Source organism: Paractinoplanes bogorensis, from assembly GCF_018829635.1.
GTDB lineage: Bacteria > Actinomycetota > Actinomycetes > Mycobacteriales > Micromonosporaceae > Actinoplanes > Actinoplanes bogorensis.
Window position 1 is genome coordinate 369,426 of sequence record NZ_JAHKKG010000005.1, and the last position, 14,996, is coordinate 384,421.

General features: G+C 71.0%; 13 protein-coding genes. 6 read left to right on the plus strand and 7 right to left on the minus strand.

The window, feature by feature from the left end; genetic code table 11:
- Window positions 1–14 precede the first annotated feature (14 nt).
- Window positions 15–452, minus strand: coding sequence for a hypothetical protein (locus KOI35_RS17110; protein ID WP_215788448.1), 438 nt, complete (start codon window positions 450–452; stop codon window positions 15–17).
- Between the two features lie 183 nt (window positions 453–635).
- Here KOI35_RS17110 and KOI35_RS17115 point away from each other — a divergent pair, with 183 nt between their 5' ends.
- Window positions 636–1,025, plus strand: coding sequence for a DUF6855 family protein (locus tag KOI35_RS17115; protein WP_246613249.1), 390 nt, complete (start codon window positions 636–638; stop codon window positions 1,023–1,025).
- Between the two features lie 50 nt (window positions 1,026–1,075).
- Here KOI35_RS17115 and KOI35_RS17120 read toward each other — a convergent pair whose 3' ends face one another.
- Entirely contained in the window at window positions 1,076–4,000 is a 2,925-nt protein-coding gene (locus KOI35_RS17120; RefSeq protein WP_215788449.1) for a 3-keto-alpha-glucoside-1,2-lyase-like domain-containing protein, read from the minus strand.
- Between the two features lie 180 nt (window positions 4,001–4,180).
- Here KOI35_RS17120 and KOI35_RS17125 point away from each other — a divergent pair, with 180 nt between their 5' ends.
- On the plus strand, window positions 4,181–5,149 hold the full coding sequence (locus tag KOI35_RS17125; RefSeq protein ID WP_215788450.1) for a hypothetical protein: 969 nt from the start codon (window positions 4,181–4,183) through the stop codon (window positions 5,147–5,149).
- 4 nt (window positions 5,150–5,153) lie between these two features.
- On the opposite strand, the gene KOI35_RS17130 is transcribed toward KOI35_RS17125, so the two are convergent.
- Entirely contained in the window at window positions 5,154–7,052 is a 1,899-nt protein-coding gene (locus KOI35_RS17130; RefSeq protein ID WP_308121041.1) for a Na+/H+ antiporter NhaA, read from the minus strand.
- A 179-nt stretch (window positions 7,053–7,231) separates the two neighbouring features.
- Between KOI35_RS17130 and KOI35_RS17135 the strand changes: the two genes are divergently transcribed.
- Complete coding sequence (locus tag KOI35_RS17135) at window positions 7,232–8,329, plus strand: diguanylate cyclase domain-containing protein (protein ID WP_215788451.1); 1,098 nt, start codon at window positions 7,232–7,234, stop codon at window positions 8,327–8,329.
- Window positions 8,330–8,347: 18 nt separating this feature from the next.
- On the opposite strand, the gene KOI35_RS17140 is transcribed toward KOI35_RS17135, so the two are convergent.
- Entirely contained in the window at window positions 8,348–8,659 is a 312-nt protein-coding gene (locus KOI35_RS17140; RefSeq protein ID WP_215788452.1) for a hypothetical protein, read from the minus strand.
- A 166-nt stretch (window positions 8,660–8,825) separates the two neighbouring features.
- On the opposite strand from KOI35_RS17140, the gene KOI35_RS17145 reads away from it, so the two are divergent.
- Window positions 8,826–11,462 (plus strand): AfsR/SARP family transcriptional regulator, encoded by a 2,637-nt coding sequence (locus KOI35_RS17145; protein WP_215788453.1) that lies wholly within the window; start codon window positions 8,826–8,828, stop codon window positions 11,460–11,462.
- A 155-nt stretch (window positions 11,463–11,617) separates the two neighbouring features.
- Here the strand turns inward: KOI35_RS17145 and KOI35_RS17150 are convergent, their stop codons facing one another.
- Window positions 11,618–12,058: a hypothetical protein gene (locus KOI35_RS17150; RefSeq protein WP_215788454.1), complete on the minus strand. Its 441-nt coding sequence runs from the start codon at window positions 12,056–12,058 to the stop codon at window positions 11,618–11,620.
- 129 nt (window positions 12,059–12,187) lie between these two features.
- Window positions 12,188–12,844 (minus strand): TetR/AcrR family transcriptional regulator C-terminal domain-containing protein, encoded by a 657-nt coding sequence (locus KOI35_RS17155; protein WP_215788455.1) that lies wholly within the window; start codon window positions 12,842–12,844, stop codon window positions 12,188–12,190.
- Between the two features lie 53 nt (window positions 12,845–12,897).
- On the opposite strand from KOI35_RS17155, the gene KOI35_RS17160 reads away from it, so the two are divergent.
- The gene (locus tag KOI35_RS17160) at window positions 12,898–13,566 is read left to right on the plus strand and encodes a DUF4386 domain-containing protein (RefSeq protein ID WP_215788456.1); all 669 of its coding nucleotides are present in this window, start codon (window positions 12,898–12,900) and stop codon (window positions 13,564–13,566) included.
- Here the strand turns inward: KOI35_RS17160 and KOI35_RS17165 are convergent.
- The gene (locus tag KOI35_RS17165) at window positions 13,509–14,117 is read right to left on the minus strand and encodes a DUF4232 domain-containing protein (protein WP_215788457.1); all 609 of its coding nucleotides are present in this window, start codon (window positions 14,115–14,117) and stop codon (window positions 13,509–13,511) included. The genes KOI35_RS17160 and KOI35_RS17165 overlap by 58 nt on opposite strands.
- Before the next feature lie 65 nt (window positions 14,118–14,182).
- On the opposite strand from KOI35_RS17165, the gene KOI35_RS17170 reads away from it, so the two are divergent.
- Complete coding sequence (locus tag KOI35_RS17170; protein ID WP_215788458.1) at window positions 14,183–14,953, plus strand: hypothetical protein; 771 nt, start codon at window positions 14,183–14,185, stop codon at window positions 14,951–14,953.
- Window positions 14,954–14,996 lie beyond the last annotated feature (43 nt).

Sequence of the window (14,996 nt, forward strand, 5' to 3'; positions counted from 1 at the left end):
ATCCGTTGGGACGGTCACCGGCACGTGAAGGTGGGCGACTCCGACCAGGCCCCCGTCGAGCCGTTCACCTTGACGTGCATCAGTCCGCGGATGGAATGCCCGCGGATGCAGGCGAACCGCTCGGACTGGTTGGTCATGCCCGAGCCGGTGGGCCAGGTCTGGGTGAACCACGTGCCGCCGTAGGTGACGCTGCCCGCGGTGGAGTCGCGGAGCGCGAACTGGTAGGACACGCTGACCGGGCTGCCGTGGTCGTTGAGCCGGGCACCATCGACCAGCACCTGGCCCGCGCTGCTCGTGACGTGCTGGCACCCCTTGTACTTGATGCTGACCGAAACGATCTTGTATGCGCCGGCACACCCGGACACCGACGCCGCCCCGGCCGGGTTCACCATCGCGGTGCTCGCCACGGTGCCGACCGCGACGGCCAGTGCGGCAATGCTCTTCCTGTTCATGTCCATCTCCCCGTATCGACCACATTCATCGAGCTGAATTCTCGGCCTGGCGGCCCGGCCCGCGCTGCCCGTGTCGACTATGCGATAGAGCAACCACCGGGGTGACTCCAGCGTTTACCGCAGTCCGGACCGCCGTCGCGTCGTACGGTTCGTGGTGGCGCCGCACCGGCAGAGGGAGCGATCATGGCCGCTGGAACACAGGACGACCCCTGGCACTTGCGTACGCCACCGGGATCCTCGCGATACACGATGTACCGCGATCCTGACGCCCTCGTCTGCCAGGTCGGCACCACACGGCTGACCTACCGGCTCAGCGCCGTCGAAGACCTCCACGCCTGGCTGCGACAGCAGGCCGACTGGGTGCCGCTCGGCGCCGCCGACGAGAACAAGCCGGCCGCCGACGGGACGGTCGAGGCGTGGGGCCGTTCCCCGGACAACCCGGTCGGCGGCTGGTACGGCCTCCGCAAGGGCTACCGCGGCCGGTTCGGCATGTATCTGCCGCCGCTGCTGGAGGAGCTCGGCCTGGCCGAACTGACCCATGACGCCCGCAACAACCGGACGCGCGCCCGCTGACCGGCGGGCCACGAGGCGGCCGGCCATCGCGGCCGGCCGCCCCGGACGTGCTAGAGCGCCGGCTCGATCCAGATGTTGCGGTACTGGACCTTGTTGCCGTGGTCCTGCAGGCGGATCGAACCGGTGGCCGGGCCCTCGGGGATGTTGCCGCCGGTGCCGTTCGGGATCTCGATGTCGTCGTGGACCTTCTGGCCGTTCCAGACGACCGTGATGCGGGCGTTCGCGGTCTTGGCGCCGGCCTCGTCGTAGCGGGCCGCCCGGAACTGGATGTCGTACGTCTGCCAGGTCTCGGGTGCGGTGGCCGCGTTCACGTCGGGTGCCTTGACCGTGTAGATCGCGCCCGCCTCGTTGTTCGCGAGCGTCGTGTCCCCGTACGAGTCGAGGATCTGCAGCTCGTAGCGCTCCTGCTGGTAGACGCCGGAGTTGCCGCGGTTCTGGCCGGTCACGTCGGGCGGCAGCAGCGGCACCTTGAACTCGACGTGCAGCGTGTAGTCGCCGAACGCTTCAAGGGTGCGCAAGTCACCACAGCAGACCTCGGTAGAGCCGTCCCCGGAGACGGGCCACTGCGGGCGCCGGCCGTCCGTGTGCTGCCAGTTGTCGAGACCATGGCCGTCGAACAGGACGATGCGGGAACCCGGCGTGCGGACGCTGAGCAGGTCCAGGTTGACGTGTCCGGTGTCGGTGGCGTCGACCCGGAACTGGATCGCGTTGACGCCCTTCTTCAGTTTCAGGTTCTCGGTCACCGTGGCCCACTCCTCCCACGTCACCGTGGACGGCAGCTCGACCTGGCGGATCTTCTTGGCGTTGACATAGACGCTGACCGTCTTGGTGCCGCTGAACGGGTTGGGCCCGTTGGAGTAGCGCAGGCCGACCGCGTAGTCGCCCGCCTTGTCGACCGTGACGTGCGACGTCGTAGAGGCGTTCAGGGCGCCCATTCCGGCCACGAACCCGATGCCCGAGTAGCCCCGGTGGTCGGTGGCCAGGGCCGCGGCGCCCTCGCGGTAGCCCTCCTCGGCCTCGTAGAAGACCTGTTGCGTACGCGGGCCGGGCAGTTCGTTCATGGTGTACCAGGCTTCGGTGCTCCACAGTGCCTCACCGTCGCGGGCGGTGAACGGCCGCGGTGAGCGCAGGTGCACGACCCGGTCCTTGCGCAGCCCGGGGACCGTGAGCGTCACCGTCTTACGGTCGCCCGACACCTTGGCCGACGTGACCGTGAGGGTCTCCTTGTCGACCTCGGGCCCGCCGTACTGGGCGGTCGGGACGTAGCGCCACTGCTCGACGGAATAGGCCGGAAGATCACCCACGGGCTTGGTGTACTCGATCTTGAAGCCGCCCTGGACCGCCTTCATGCTCTTCATGTCGAACACGTTTTTACCGTTCGGGGTGAGCTTCTGCAGGCCGAACCGCAGCTTGCCCTCCTGCCCCCAGTTGCCGTCGGCGCCGAGCCCGCCGACATAGATCGCGCCGTCCGGCCCGAGCGACACCCGGTTGATGCCGGCCTCGAGGCCCTGCGTGTGCCGGAACACCGCGCCCTGCTCGACGCCGTGGACCGTGTCGAGGTACGCCCGCTGCAACCCGCCGTACGTCACGTCACCGATCACGAACTGGCCCTTGAAGGGTCCGCTCTTGAGCAGGACCGGCGTGCTGGGGGAGTTGGCGATCTGGTTCTGCGGCATCCACAGCACCGGCCGGGTCACCGGGTTGGCGTCGAACTTGCCGTCCGGGTTGGTGTAGTGGTTGAAGAACGCGTCCTCCTCGATCTTCACGAGCTTGGACGAGGGCAGCCAGCCACCCTGGTTGTCGGTCACGTAGAGGTCACCGTCGGGACCCCAGCCGAGCCCGTTCGGCGTACGCAGTCCGCCGGCCACGGTCGTCACCTTGCCGGACTTGCGGTTGACCACGATCGACGTGCCGCGCCCGTTGACCGGCTGCGGGTCGGTGGTCGCGCCGCCCAGGTTGATCGACACCGACAGGTTCAGATAGAAGTTGCCGCCCTTGTAGAGCAGCCCGAACGCGAACTCGTGGAAGTTCCCGCCGAACGGCCACGTCGCGACCGTGCGCTTCGCGTCGAGCACGTCGTCGCCGTCGGTGTCCTTGAGCTCGGTCAGCTCGTGCTTCTGCGACACGTAGACGAGCCCGTCGACGACGGCGATGCCCATCGGTTCCTTGAGGCCACCGGCGATTTTCTTGTACGTGACCGGCCCGGCCCCCGTGACACCCGACAGCAGATAGACCTCACCCTTGACCTGGTCCGACCCGCCCCACGTGCTGAGCACCATCTTGCCGTCGGGCCGCCACGCGATGCCGGTGACCTGGGGCTCGAAGCCCGGCGGGCGGAGGTTCGTGAGGTCGTAGCCCGGGTTCACCGCGGTCAGCGGCAGCCCGTCACCGGGGGTGTCGGTGCCCGAGGTGCACTCCTTCTGGCCGGGTGCGGTGACCCGGACGACTCCGGCGTCGGTGCTCAGCGCCTCGGTGGGCACAACCGCGAAGTCACCCGCTCCCGGCGGTCGCCACGACAGGGTCAAACGCTGTCCGCCCGTACGGTCGAAGTGCTCGACCCGCAGCCGGTGCACCCCGGCCGTCAGCTCGACCGTTCCCTCGCCGGGCGGCTCGACGTCGTGCAGCCCGTCGTGGTCGATCACCAGCTGGTCGTCCAGGAAGAGCTTGGAACCGTCGTCGCTGACCAGCCGGAACGTGTATGCCCCGGCGGCCGGCGCGGTCAGGTTGGCCAGCGCGTGCGTGACGAAGTTGTCGTTCAGTCCGAACTGGTCGGTGGTGGACCAGTCGACGTTCGGCATCAGCTTGTCCACATTGGGGGTCTGGCCGGGCTTGAGCTCGCAGACCTTGCTCATCGGCACGCCGATGTCGTACGTCCGGAGGGTGACCCCCGGCTCCTGGGGCGGATCGGCGGCGTAGGCGGCGCTCGGCGCGGCCAGCGGGCCTAGGAGGAGGGCGGCCACGAGCAGTCGTTTCATCGGCGCTCCCGGGTTACCGGCGGAATTCAGGGCTGTGAATATCCTGGGGCTTCCGCCCGTCGGCGTCCATGACTTTCGATGTCTCTTCCCAAACTTTCTTTGCCGACGGCAAAAGTCCTTAGGGTTGCTTTAACCCTCAACTAACACCCGGTTAGGCGGGAAGGCGCGACAGTTCGGCCCATGTCAATCAAGCGCTTCGCCGCGGCCCTCGCCGCCCTCGCGGTCGTCCCCCTGGCCGTGGTCGCCTCGGCGCCCGCCGCCCAGGCCGCCAGCTCCAAGTTCTGCACCGGGGGCAGCTACAGCGTCCTCGGCAAGACCGGCACCAAGGACCGCTTCCGCGGCACGGTCGCCGCGCCCGCCGGCCGGTTCACCGTGCAGGGCAAATACACCCGCTTCACCGTCGACCCGGCCACGTTCGCCCTGTACGACTACGCGTTCACCGGCGCCGCCAACACCGGGGACATGACCGGTGGCCGTACGGTGGGAATCTATGCCAGTAAGGTCCCGGATCACCGCGGCCTGACCCTGACCAGTGCGATCAGCCTCGAGCTGCGCGACGAGGACATGGTCATCTCGCGCACCGGCCCGAACGGGCTGAGCATGAAGATCCAGGCCAAGGACTGCGCCCAGGGCGGCATCTTCCAGATGGAACCGGCCCGTGGCGACGGCACGGCCACCCGGATCACGCACACGCTGGCCGCCGGCTCGACGTTCTACTACGACAACCCGAACTTCCGGGCCCGGCTCGGCCAGTGGCTCGGTTCCGGCTGCACCTCGGTCGAGACCGGCCCGGCGGGCCAGTTCTGCGTCCGGGTCACGCCCCGCGTCAACATCGGCAGCGATGCCGCCCCCAAGCTCGTGCTGCGGGACAGTGCCCAGGTCGCCACGCGGGTGCTCGAGCCGGCCTGCGGACCCGACTTCACCAACACGCTCGGCCTGAGCGAGACCCGCGACCACTGCGGTGACCGCAGCGTCTGGGACGTGGCCAGCGGTGGCCGGATGGGCATGGTCACCGGCGAGGACGCGACCGAGGTGGCCAACCCGCCGACCACCTGCACCAGCGACTGTCAGGCCGGGAACCAGGTGAACGGCCGCCTCGCCGTCCTCGGTTTCCCGGCCCCGGTGCCCGCCGGCAGCCGTCTGCAGTAAACGACTACGTGCGCTTGGAGGCGATCTTGGCCCGTACGCGGGCAGTCCGGATCGCCTCCTTCAGCGTGTGCACGTCGTACGCCCCGTAGTGCCGCCGCCCGTTGATGAAGAACGTCGGCGTTCCCGAGACGCCGCTGAGATCGGCCGACTCCTCGTCCGAGTTGATGTGCTCCTTGCACGTCGGTTCCACCATGTCGGCGTGGAACCGCTCCTGGTCGAGGCCGATCTCCCCGGCATAGCGGATGAGGTCCATGATCCGCAGGTGGTCCTGGTGCTCGAACAGCAGGTCGTGCATCTCCCAGAACTTGCCCTGCAGCCCGGCCGCCTCGGCCGCCTGCGCCGCCAGCTGGGCCTGCGGATGCACGTCGGTCAGCGGCAGGTGCCGCCACACGAAGAGCAGATCGTCGTCGGTCATCAGCTCGCGGACCACCGGCTCGGCGCGGTTGCAGTAGGGGCACTGGAAGTCGCCGTACTCGACCAGCGTCACCGACGCGTCGATCGGCCCGCGGGTGTGGTCGCGGTCGGGGTCGACGTCGGGGATCAGGTCGATGATGTCGTCGACGTCGCCCAGCAGCGCCACCGCCTTGCGCGGCTTGGGCAGCATCTGGGTCACCCGGAAGACGGCCCAGGTGACCAGGGTCGCGGCCGGGATGGCGAGCAGCAGGCCCAGCTTGGCCTCGGCCAGCTCGTCGCCGGAGAAGGCCAGGTTGGCGATCAGGAACGACACCGTGAAGCCCATCCCGGCGATCGTGCCCACGCCCAGCACCGACGCCCAGCCCACCGCGGGCCGGACCCGCCCGCCGCTCATCCACGTGATCAGCGCCGAGGTGCCGGTGATCGCGACCGGCTTGCCGACCACGTAGGCCACGAAGACACCGATCGTGACCGGCGACATCAGCGCGATCCCGAGGAACTTCATGTCGATCGAGATGCCCGCGTTGGCCAGGCCGAACAGCGGCACGATGAGGTACGTCGACAGGCCTGACCACGTACGGGTCAACCGGTCGTTGGGGGAGAGCGAGCGCAGCAGCCCGAGCCGGGCGAAGCGGGCCAGCTCGGCCGTGGGCTGCTCGCGGAACGAGCGGAACAGGTCGCTGGCCTGCTCCAGGTTCTCCCGGGCCGGGGTGTAGGCCACGGTGGCCAGGCCGATCGCCAGTCCGGAGACCACCGGGTCGATCCCGCTCTCCAGCATCGCGCCCCAGATGACCAGGCAGAACGGCAGGTACCAGTAGCCGCTGCGCACGCCCAGGCGCACCATCACCAGCGTGACGGCGAAGAACCCGACGGCCAGCAGCAGCGGCGCGATCCGGATCTCGTCGGTGTAGGCGACCGCGATCACGATCAGCGCGACGACGTCGTCGACCACCGAGACCGAGACCAGGAACAGCCGCGCCTGTACGGGGATGTGCCGCCCCACCAGTGCGAGCAGGCCCAGCGCGAGCGCGGTGTCGGTGCTCATCGCCGCACCCCAGCCGACCGCGCCCGCGCCGCCGTGGTTGATCGCCAGGAAGATGCCGACCGGCAGCGCCATGCCCGCGACGCCGGCCGCCGCCGGGAGCAGGAACCGCCGCCGGTCGCGCAGGTCGCCGAGGTCGAACTCGCGCCGCGCCTCCAGCCCGACCACCAGGAAGAACAGCGTCATCAGCCCGCTGTTGACCCATTCCCGCAGGTCGAGGTGGATGCCGGCGCCGCCCAGGTCGATGCTCAGCTCGGTGTGCCAGAACGACTCATAGCTGCCGTCGGCCAGGTTCGCCCACAGCAGCGCGGCGACGATGGCCGCGACCAGCACCCCGGCGCTGCCCGCCTCGGTGGTCAGGAAGTCGCGGAGCGGGGCGACCTTGTGCGTCCACCGGGTCGTACCGGTGTCGGCGCCGGCCTCGGTCAGCTCGGGAGCGTCACTCACGGGAGAACCCAACCACTCCGCGCGCCCGCTTTCCACTGCTTGTGACCAGCGCCTACCAGGAGCGCTTGCCCGTACGGAAGGGAATGGGCTGAACGGTGCGCGCGAAGTGGCTCGTGATCTGGATAAGATCCGGTGTTCAGGTGCGTGGCATGGACGCCGCGACCGCTTGGGGAGGCGGCTTGACCAGCATCGAGGATCTGTCGTCACAGCTGTCCGACGCCCTCGCACAGCTCGACGGTCTGCGTACCCTGCACGAGGTCAGCAAGGCGGTGCACGCCAGCCTCGACCTCACCACGACGATGGACGCGGTGGTCCACGGCGTCACCCGGGCCTCCGGCTTCGAGGTCGCGGTGATCAACGTGCTGCAGCCCGACGGCGACTTCACGGTCGTGTCGGCCGACGGCACCGACGAGATCCGGCGCTCGCTGCTCGGCACCCGCACCACCCTGGCCATCTGGGACGAGCTGTTCGGCAAGGCCGAGCGCTGGGGATCGCTCTACTTCATCGACCACGGCCACGACATGCCCGACGCGATGATCACCTGGACGTCGGACACGCTGCCCGTGCCGACCGACCCCGAGGGCTGGCACCCCGACGACATGCTCCTGGCGCCGCTGACCGCCCCCACCGGCGAACTCGTCGGAGTGCTCAGCGTCGACCTGCCCCTCGACGGGCGGCGGCCCGGGCCCGTACAGCGGGAAATGCTCGAACTCTTCGCCCAGCACGCGTCGATGGCCGTGCATCACGCGAGGTTGCACCACGAGCTGGCCGAGAGCCGGGCCCGGCTGGCCCACGCGGCCACCCACGACCCGCTGACCGGCCTGGCCAACCGGGCCCTGCTGCGGGCCTTCACCGACGAGCTGGCCGCCCGCCCCGAGACCCCGGTCGGCGTGATGGTGATCGACCTCGACGACTTCAAGGCGATCAACGACGCGGGCGGGCACGACGCCGGCGACGAGGTGCTGCGTACCGTGGCCGAGCGGATGACCGCCCTGATCCGCCCGGGTGACCTGCTGGCCCGGGCCGGCGGCGACGAGTTCATCGTGGTGGTGGCGGGCGGCGACGTCGACAAGGTGCTGCGCGACACCGCCGCCCGCATTCACGACGCCCTGACCGAGACCATCGAGACCCGCACCGGCACCGTCAAGATCGGCGCCAGCGTCGGTCACGCCGCCGGTGCTCCCGCCACCGGCTTCGCACACCTGGCGGCGGCCGCCGACGCCGACATGTACCGCACCAAGCAACGCCACCGGGCCGAACGCCCGTGGGTCGCCTGAGCGGTCACCGGCCGTACGTCAGAGCGCTCGTTCCTCGACCGACGCCGAGCGGGTGCCGAAGTCGCACGGCGTCCGGGTCTCCGTGGTGACGTCACCGCCGCGCTGCGTGATCCACTCGGAGTAGACGTTCGGCAGCCACTTGCAGTGGGCAATCACCCGCCACTTCCGGTTGACGTTGGCGCACCGCCCCGTGGCGTACTTCCCGCTCACCCAGGCCGAGCAGCCGCCCCAGTCGGCGGCCTGGGCGGCGGGCGCCGGCCCGCCCACGGTCAGGCCGGCCGCCACCAGAACCGCCGCCGAGACCGAGCCGATCCAACGTGTCCTTCGCAAGTGGAACCCCTTTCGAGTTGGTTGTTGACTCCTCGCGGTCGCCGGGCTTCCCCCGTTCCACGTCCGGCGACCGGTCAAGCGCTCCGAGCATCGCCGCGGCCTGTTGTGCGCGACGTTGCCGCGTTGTTGCCGCTCGCTACGCTGACGGTCGTCGATAGGAGGCGCGGTGGAGTTCCGGTTGCTCGGTCCCGTCGACATCGTGGTGGACGGCCATCGGCTCGACGTCGGCCGGCCGCAACAGCGCGCGGTGCTGGCCGTCCTGCTGGTCGAGGCCGGACGCCAGGTCACCGCGGAGTCCCTCGTGGACAGGGTGTGGGGCGAGGCGCCGGCCCCCGGTGCGCGCCGCGCGCTGCACGCGCACCTGACCCGCATCCGCCGGCTGCTCGAGTCGTCCGGCGCGCCGGTACCGCTGATCCACCGGCCCGGCGGTTACCGGCTCGAGGTCGATCCGGCCGCCGTCGACCTCCACCGGTTCCGGCGGGCCGCGGCGGACCCCGGCCGGGCCGAGCCGATGCGCGCCGCGCTCGCACTGTGGCGGGGCACGCCCCTGGCCGGGTTGCCGGGCGACTGGGCGGCCCGGATGCGCCGCTCGTGGGAACGGGAACGGGTGGACGCCACCGTCGCCTGGGCCGCGGCCGAGCTGCGGACCGGCGACCCCGGCCGCACCGTCGGGCCGCTGACCGACCTCGCCGCCGAGCATCCGCTGATCGAACCGCTGGCCGCCGCCCTGTTGCGGGCGCTCCAGGCCACCGGCCGTTCCGCCGTCGCCCTCGAGCACTACGCCGTACTGCGGGAACTCCTGGCCGACCAGCTCGGCTCCGACCCGAGCGCCGAGGTGGAGGCCGTCCACCGGGAGCTCCTGCGCGGCGGCGGCACGGCTTCGCCCGTACGGGGAACGCGCCCCGCTCAGCTGCCGCCCGCCCCCGGCGGTTTCGTCGGCCGGGTCGCCGAGCTGGCCCGGCTCGGCTCCGCCGCAGGCCCGGTCGCCGCCGTCTGGGGCACCGCCGGCGTGGGCAAGACGGCCCTGGCCGTGCACTGGGCCCGGACGGTCCGCGACCGGTTCCCCGACGGACAGCTCTACGTCAACCTGCGCGGCTTCGACCCCCACGACGAGGTCGCCTCCACGGCCGAGGTGGTGCACGGCTTCCTCGAGGCCCTCGGCGTACGCCCGCCGCAGGTGCCCGCGGGCCTCGACGCGAAAATCGGCCTGTACCGGAGCCTGCTCGACGGCCGGCGGATCCTCGTCGTGCTCGACAACGCCCGCGACGCCGAGCAGGTCCGCCCGCTGCTCCCGGCCGACGCCGGCTGCCTGGCCGTGGTGACCAGCCGGATCGACCTCACCGGCCTGGTGATCTCGGCCGGAGCCACCGGTGTGCCACTCGACGCCTTCACCGACGCCGAGGCCCGGGCGCTCCTCCGCGACCGGCTGGGCACCGTACGCACCGAGGCCGAACCCGCCGCGGTGAGCGCGCTCATCACCACCTGCGCCCACCTGCCGCTCGCCCTGGCCGTGGTCGCGGCCCGCGCCGTGGCCCGGCCGCGGCAGCCGCTCACCGCGTTCGCGGAGCAGCTCGGCGACTCCGCGCTCGGTGCCCTCGCCGGCGGCGACCCGCGGACCGACGTGCGTTCGGTGTTCTCCTGGTCCTACCGCGCCCTCGGCTCCGGCGCGGCCCGGATGTTCCGGCAACTCGGCCTGCACCCCGGCCCGGAACTGGGTCCCGGCGCCGCGGCCAGCCTGGCCGGCGCCACTCCGGCGGTCACCGCGGCCCTGATGGCCGACCTGTCCGCCGCCAACCTGGTCGCCGAACGGCCGCAGGGCGGCTGGGCCCTGCACGACCTGCTGCGGTCGTACGCGACCAGTCTCGACACCTCCGCCGACCGTGGCGCCGCCATCCGCCGGATGCTCGACCACTACGTGCACGTCGCGAACGCCGGCGCCACACTCCTGAACCCGCGGCGCGCCGCCATCGAGCCGGTGCCACCCGACCCCGCCGCAGTGGTGACCCCACCGGCCGACGCCGACGCGGCCCGCGACTGGTTCGCCGCCGAGCAGCACACCCTCAAGCAGGCGGTGACGTTCGCCGCCGCCGAGGGCTTCGAGACGCACGCCTGGCAGCTGGCCCGCAGCATGACCACCTACCTGAACTACCTCGGTCGCTGGGCCGACCTGGCCGACGTGCACACCACCGGCCTGTCCGCCGCCCGCCGCACCGGCGACCGCCAGGGCCAGATCCACACCCTGCGCGACCTGGGCCTGGCCTGCGCCCGCCAGGGCCGCCCGGAGCAGGCCCACGCGCACTTCACCGAGAGCGTCGAGCTGTGCGCCGCTCTCGGTGACGACGAGAAGTGGGGCCACTCCCACCTCGACCTGGCCGAGCTGCTGGGCGGTCAGGACCGTTACCTCGAGGCGATCCACCACATCAAGCAGGCCGCAACCGTCCACCCGGCCGCCGACGGCGGCAACATCGCCGGGATGCTCGGCTGGTGCTACGCCCAGATCGGCGACTACGACCAGGCGTTGCACAACTGCCGCGAGGCGGTGCGACTGTCCGAGAGCCACGGCGACCGGTGGACCCGGGCCGGTGCCTGGGACAGCCTCGGCCACATCCACCACCAGCTCGGCGACTACCGGGAGGCGCTGACCAGCTATACGAACTCGCTGACCCTGATCCGCGAGGTCGGCGACCGCTACCGGGAGGCCGAGGCCCTCGACCACATCGCCGACTCCTACCAGGCCGCCGGCGACTCGGATGCCGCCGCCGACGCCCGCCGCCAGGCGGCCGCGATCCGGCAGGCCCGGTAGCCGGAACGGGTCAACGGTTTCGCCGACCCTTCCGGTCGCATTCGGTCATTCGCATCATGAGCCGTGGATCCGGTTTCCCCGAATTTCATCGCCGGCCTCGCGGTCGAATCGACCGGCAGGGCTATCGCCGGCGCAAGAATCGAGGACCGGCGCCCTCAGACGGCCTTGCAGTCCTCCGCGGTGGTGCCGGTGGCGAGTTCCGTGCCGTCGGCGGAGAGCACGCTCACCGCGGCCACGCCGTGGGTCGAGGCCTCGTTGGCGGCGTTCTGGCAGAGGCTCGCGGCCAGGTCGCCCTCGCCGGCGCCGAGCGACGTGGCGACCACCGCCTTGTCGCAGGCCGGGACGTCGACCGAGGTCACCGCGCTCATGCCGGTCAGCGAGGCCTCGATCTCGGCCTGTGCGGCCCCGCAGTCGCCGGCTGGAGCGGCGGCGTCGTTCGTCACCGGATCGGTCGTCGCGGTGCCGGCCGGGGCGTTGTCCGATCCGCCGCCGGCGGCGTCGCCGGAATTGCCGCACGCGCCCGAGAGGCCGAGCAGAACGGCGAGACCGGCGGTGGCGATGAACCGGTGGACGTGCCTGAAAGAATCGCGTCGCATGAGCCGAACAATGGCATCCCGAAACGGGCTCCGCAATAGTCTTCCCGACTGGTTTCGGCGTTAAGTGTTTCTTTAGCGGAGCCGGATAGAATGGTTCCGGAAATTGCACGCGCGGTCCGGCTGTCCGGTTCAGTGAGCGTTCTGGCGGAGCCGTTCCAGGCCGTCGAGCAGCAGGTCCAGAGTAAACTCGAACTCGGTCTGGCTGTCGCACCAGCCCAGCGTGGGATCGCCCGCGTCGTGGATCTCGGACGCGACCATCGCGGTGATGTGCGGCAGGGCGGCGGCCATCGCCTCCAGGTCGGCGTCGGTCTTGTCGCCGCCCGCGTCCGGACTGAAGACCTCTTGCACGAAGCCGAGCGGCATGCTGCCGAACGCGTGCAGCGCCCGGTGGGCCAGGTGGTAGGAGAAGCCGCCCGCGACCAGCGTGGCCAGGATGCCGTCGTAGTAGGCGAACACCGACGGCGGGACCGAGCGGCCGGCCGCGATCAGCCCGGGCGCCCACGGGTGGCGCAGCATCACCGCGCGGGCGGCCAGGAACTGCCCGCGCAGCCGGGCCCGCCAGTCGTCCACATCGGGCGGTGTGCCGAGGAATTCGGCCAGCACCGTCTCGACGACCCCGTCGAGCAGGGCCTGCTTCGCGGGCAGGTGGTGGTAGAGCGACATCGCCTCCACCCCGAGGTCGGCCGCCAGCCGCCGCATCGTCAACGCGGCGATGCCCTCCCGGTCGGCCAGCGCCACGGCCGCGGTCAGCACGCGGTCGCGGCTCAGCGGAGTCCTTGTTGCCACCGGCCGACCTTACAACGTATGGTGAGCCTTACAACGTAAGGTTGGAGGGTGTCATGATCCGTACGGCCCGCGTCACCGGGCTCCTCTATCTCGGGCTCGCCGTGTGCGGTGGGCTCGGCTTCCTGCTCGTCCGGCCGCAACTGTTCGATGCCGGCGACCCCGCGGCGACGCTGGCCAACCTGGTCGCGCACGAGTCGCTGGCCCGGGCCGGCGTCGTCCTCGAACTGCTCACCGTGCTCACTCAGGCGCTGGCCGCGGTCTGGTTCTTCCGGCTGTTCCGCGCGGCGTCCCCGGTCGCGGCGGGCGAGATCGCCGCGTTCGGCCTGGCCAACGCGTTCGCCATCCTGACCAGTGCGGCCCTGCTGGGCACCGCGCTGTCGGTCGCCGAGAGCCCGTACGGCGATGCGGCCGCCACGGTCCAGACCCTCTATCTGGCGAGCGGGCAACTCTGGAGTGCCGGCGGCATCTTCTTCGGCCTGTGGCTGATCCCGATGGGGTGGTGCGTGCTGCGCTCGGCGATGCCACGCGCCCTGGGCTGGACGCTCATCGGCGGCGGCGCCGGCTACGTGCTGAACGCCTTCCTGCTGTACGTCCTCCCGGACGCGGGCACGGTCCTCGACGTGCTCGTCGTCCCGGCCACCGTGGGCGAGTTCTGGATGATCGGCTACCTGCTGATCCGCGGAGCCGGCCGCACCCGCGAAGTGGCGCTCGCGGCGGCGTGAGGCACGGCGCGCCACGGGCTCACGGCGAAACTGCCGGTGCTGCCCAGATCGAGCCCGGCCTCCGGGGTGAGGACGACGGCCGGGCGGCCGGGCTGCGGGGCCACCTCGAGCCGGGTGGCGGTCACGGGCGATTTCCGTACGTCGTCGTAGGTGTTGCGCCACACGACGGCTGTCTGGGCCCGCTCGCCCGGCTGCAGCACGATCGGCTCGGGCGCGCGGTCGTGACCGGGCATGCCGGGGGCGATCGAGCCGGTGCCCCGGATCATCGTGACGTCGAGCGGTTCTCCGCGCGCGGACAGCGCCCGGATCTCCGGATAACCGTCGAGGGTGTACGGCGTACCGGAGCAATTGGTCAGATAGAGGCCCTGTGCGGCCAGGCTCATGGCCGCGTTGACGGTGCCGAGTTCCAGGAGCGGGCACGCCGGTGCGGCGGAGGAGGCGGAAGCGGTCGGCGATGGATCGGAGCGGGTGGCGCCGTCCGCGTACGAGAGCGGTGGGGAACAGCCGGCCAGCACCAGTGCCGCCAAGGCCGGCCACGCACGTCTGGTCATCGCGGCGAACGATAGCGGGCCGGTGCACGCTGCGCTCGAGGGCGCGAACCCCTAAGGTGGGCCGCGTGTTGCTCAAAGCGGAGCCCATGCGTGTCCTCGGCGATCCCGACGAGCCCCGGCTGACGTTCTCCGACGAGGAGAGCGAGACCAGCCGTGAGCGTTTCCTGCTCGTCGACGGCAAACCCGCGTTCGAGTTGTCCTTCTGGTGCGGCACGTGCCAGATCCTGTTCCAGCGGCAGCAGGGCTCGACCGAGACGTTCTCGGCCGAGGGCGACGATCCGGTCGAGGCGTTCGGCGGGCTGCTGCCGCGCGGCGACTATCAGCCGCTGCTGCTCGAGATCCGGCCGCGGCTGGTGCAGCCGAGCGGTCCCGGTGACTACTTCGCCGAGGAACAGGTGGCGACCTGGGGGCTGGAGTCGTTCTGGGGTCTGCCGGTCTATCCGCGGACGCCGTATTACCGCACCTTCGAGACCGCCGTCGACCCCGACGCGCACCTGTACGAGTTCGTCGTCCCGATGGTGCCGCCGTCGTGGAACGAGCGGGCCCAGGTCGACAAGTACATCGCCGAGCCCGGGGCGGACCCGATCGTCGCCGTCTCGGTCCTCGACGTCAGCCGGCCCGCCTCCGACGACGTCAGCGACTACTACACCCACTGGGCGCTGACCCACTTCCTGCTCGACGGCCACCACCGGCTGCAGGCGGCGGCCGAGACAGATTTTCCCGTACGCCTCCTGTCCCTGCTCGCCGTCGACTTCGGCACCGCGGCGCAATCGTTGGTGGCCCGCATCCCCGGTTTGCGAGCCCAGGACCCGCAGCCCCGCACCCCGGCCGCCTGAGCTGGTCCTCTCAGCGCCGGGGCCGCGTTGATCGCGTGGGTTC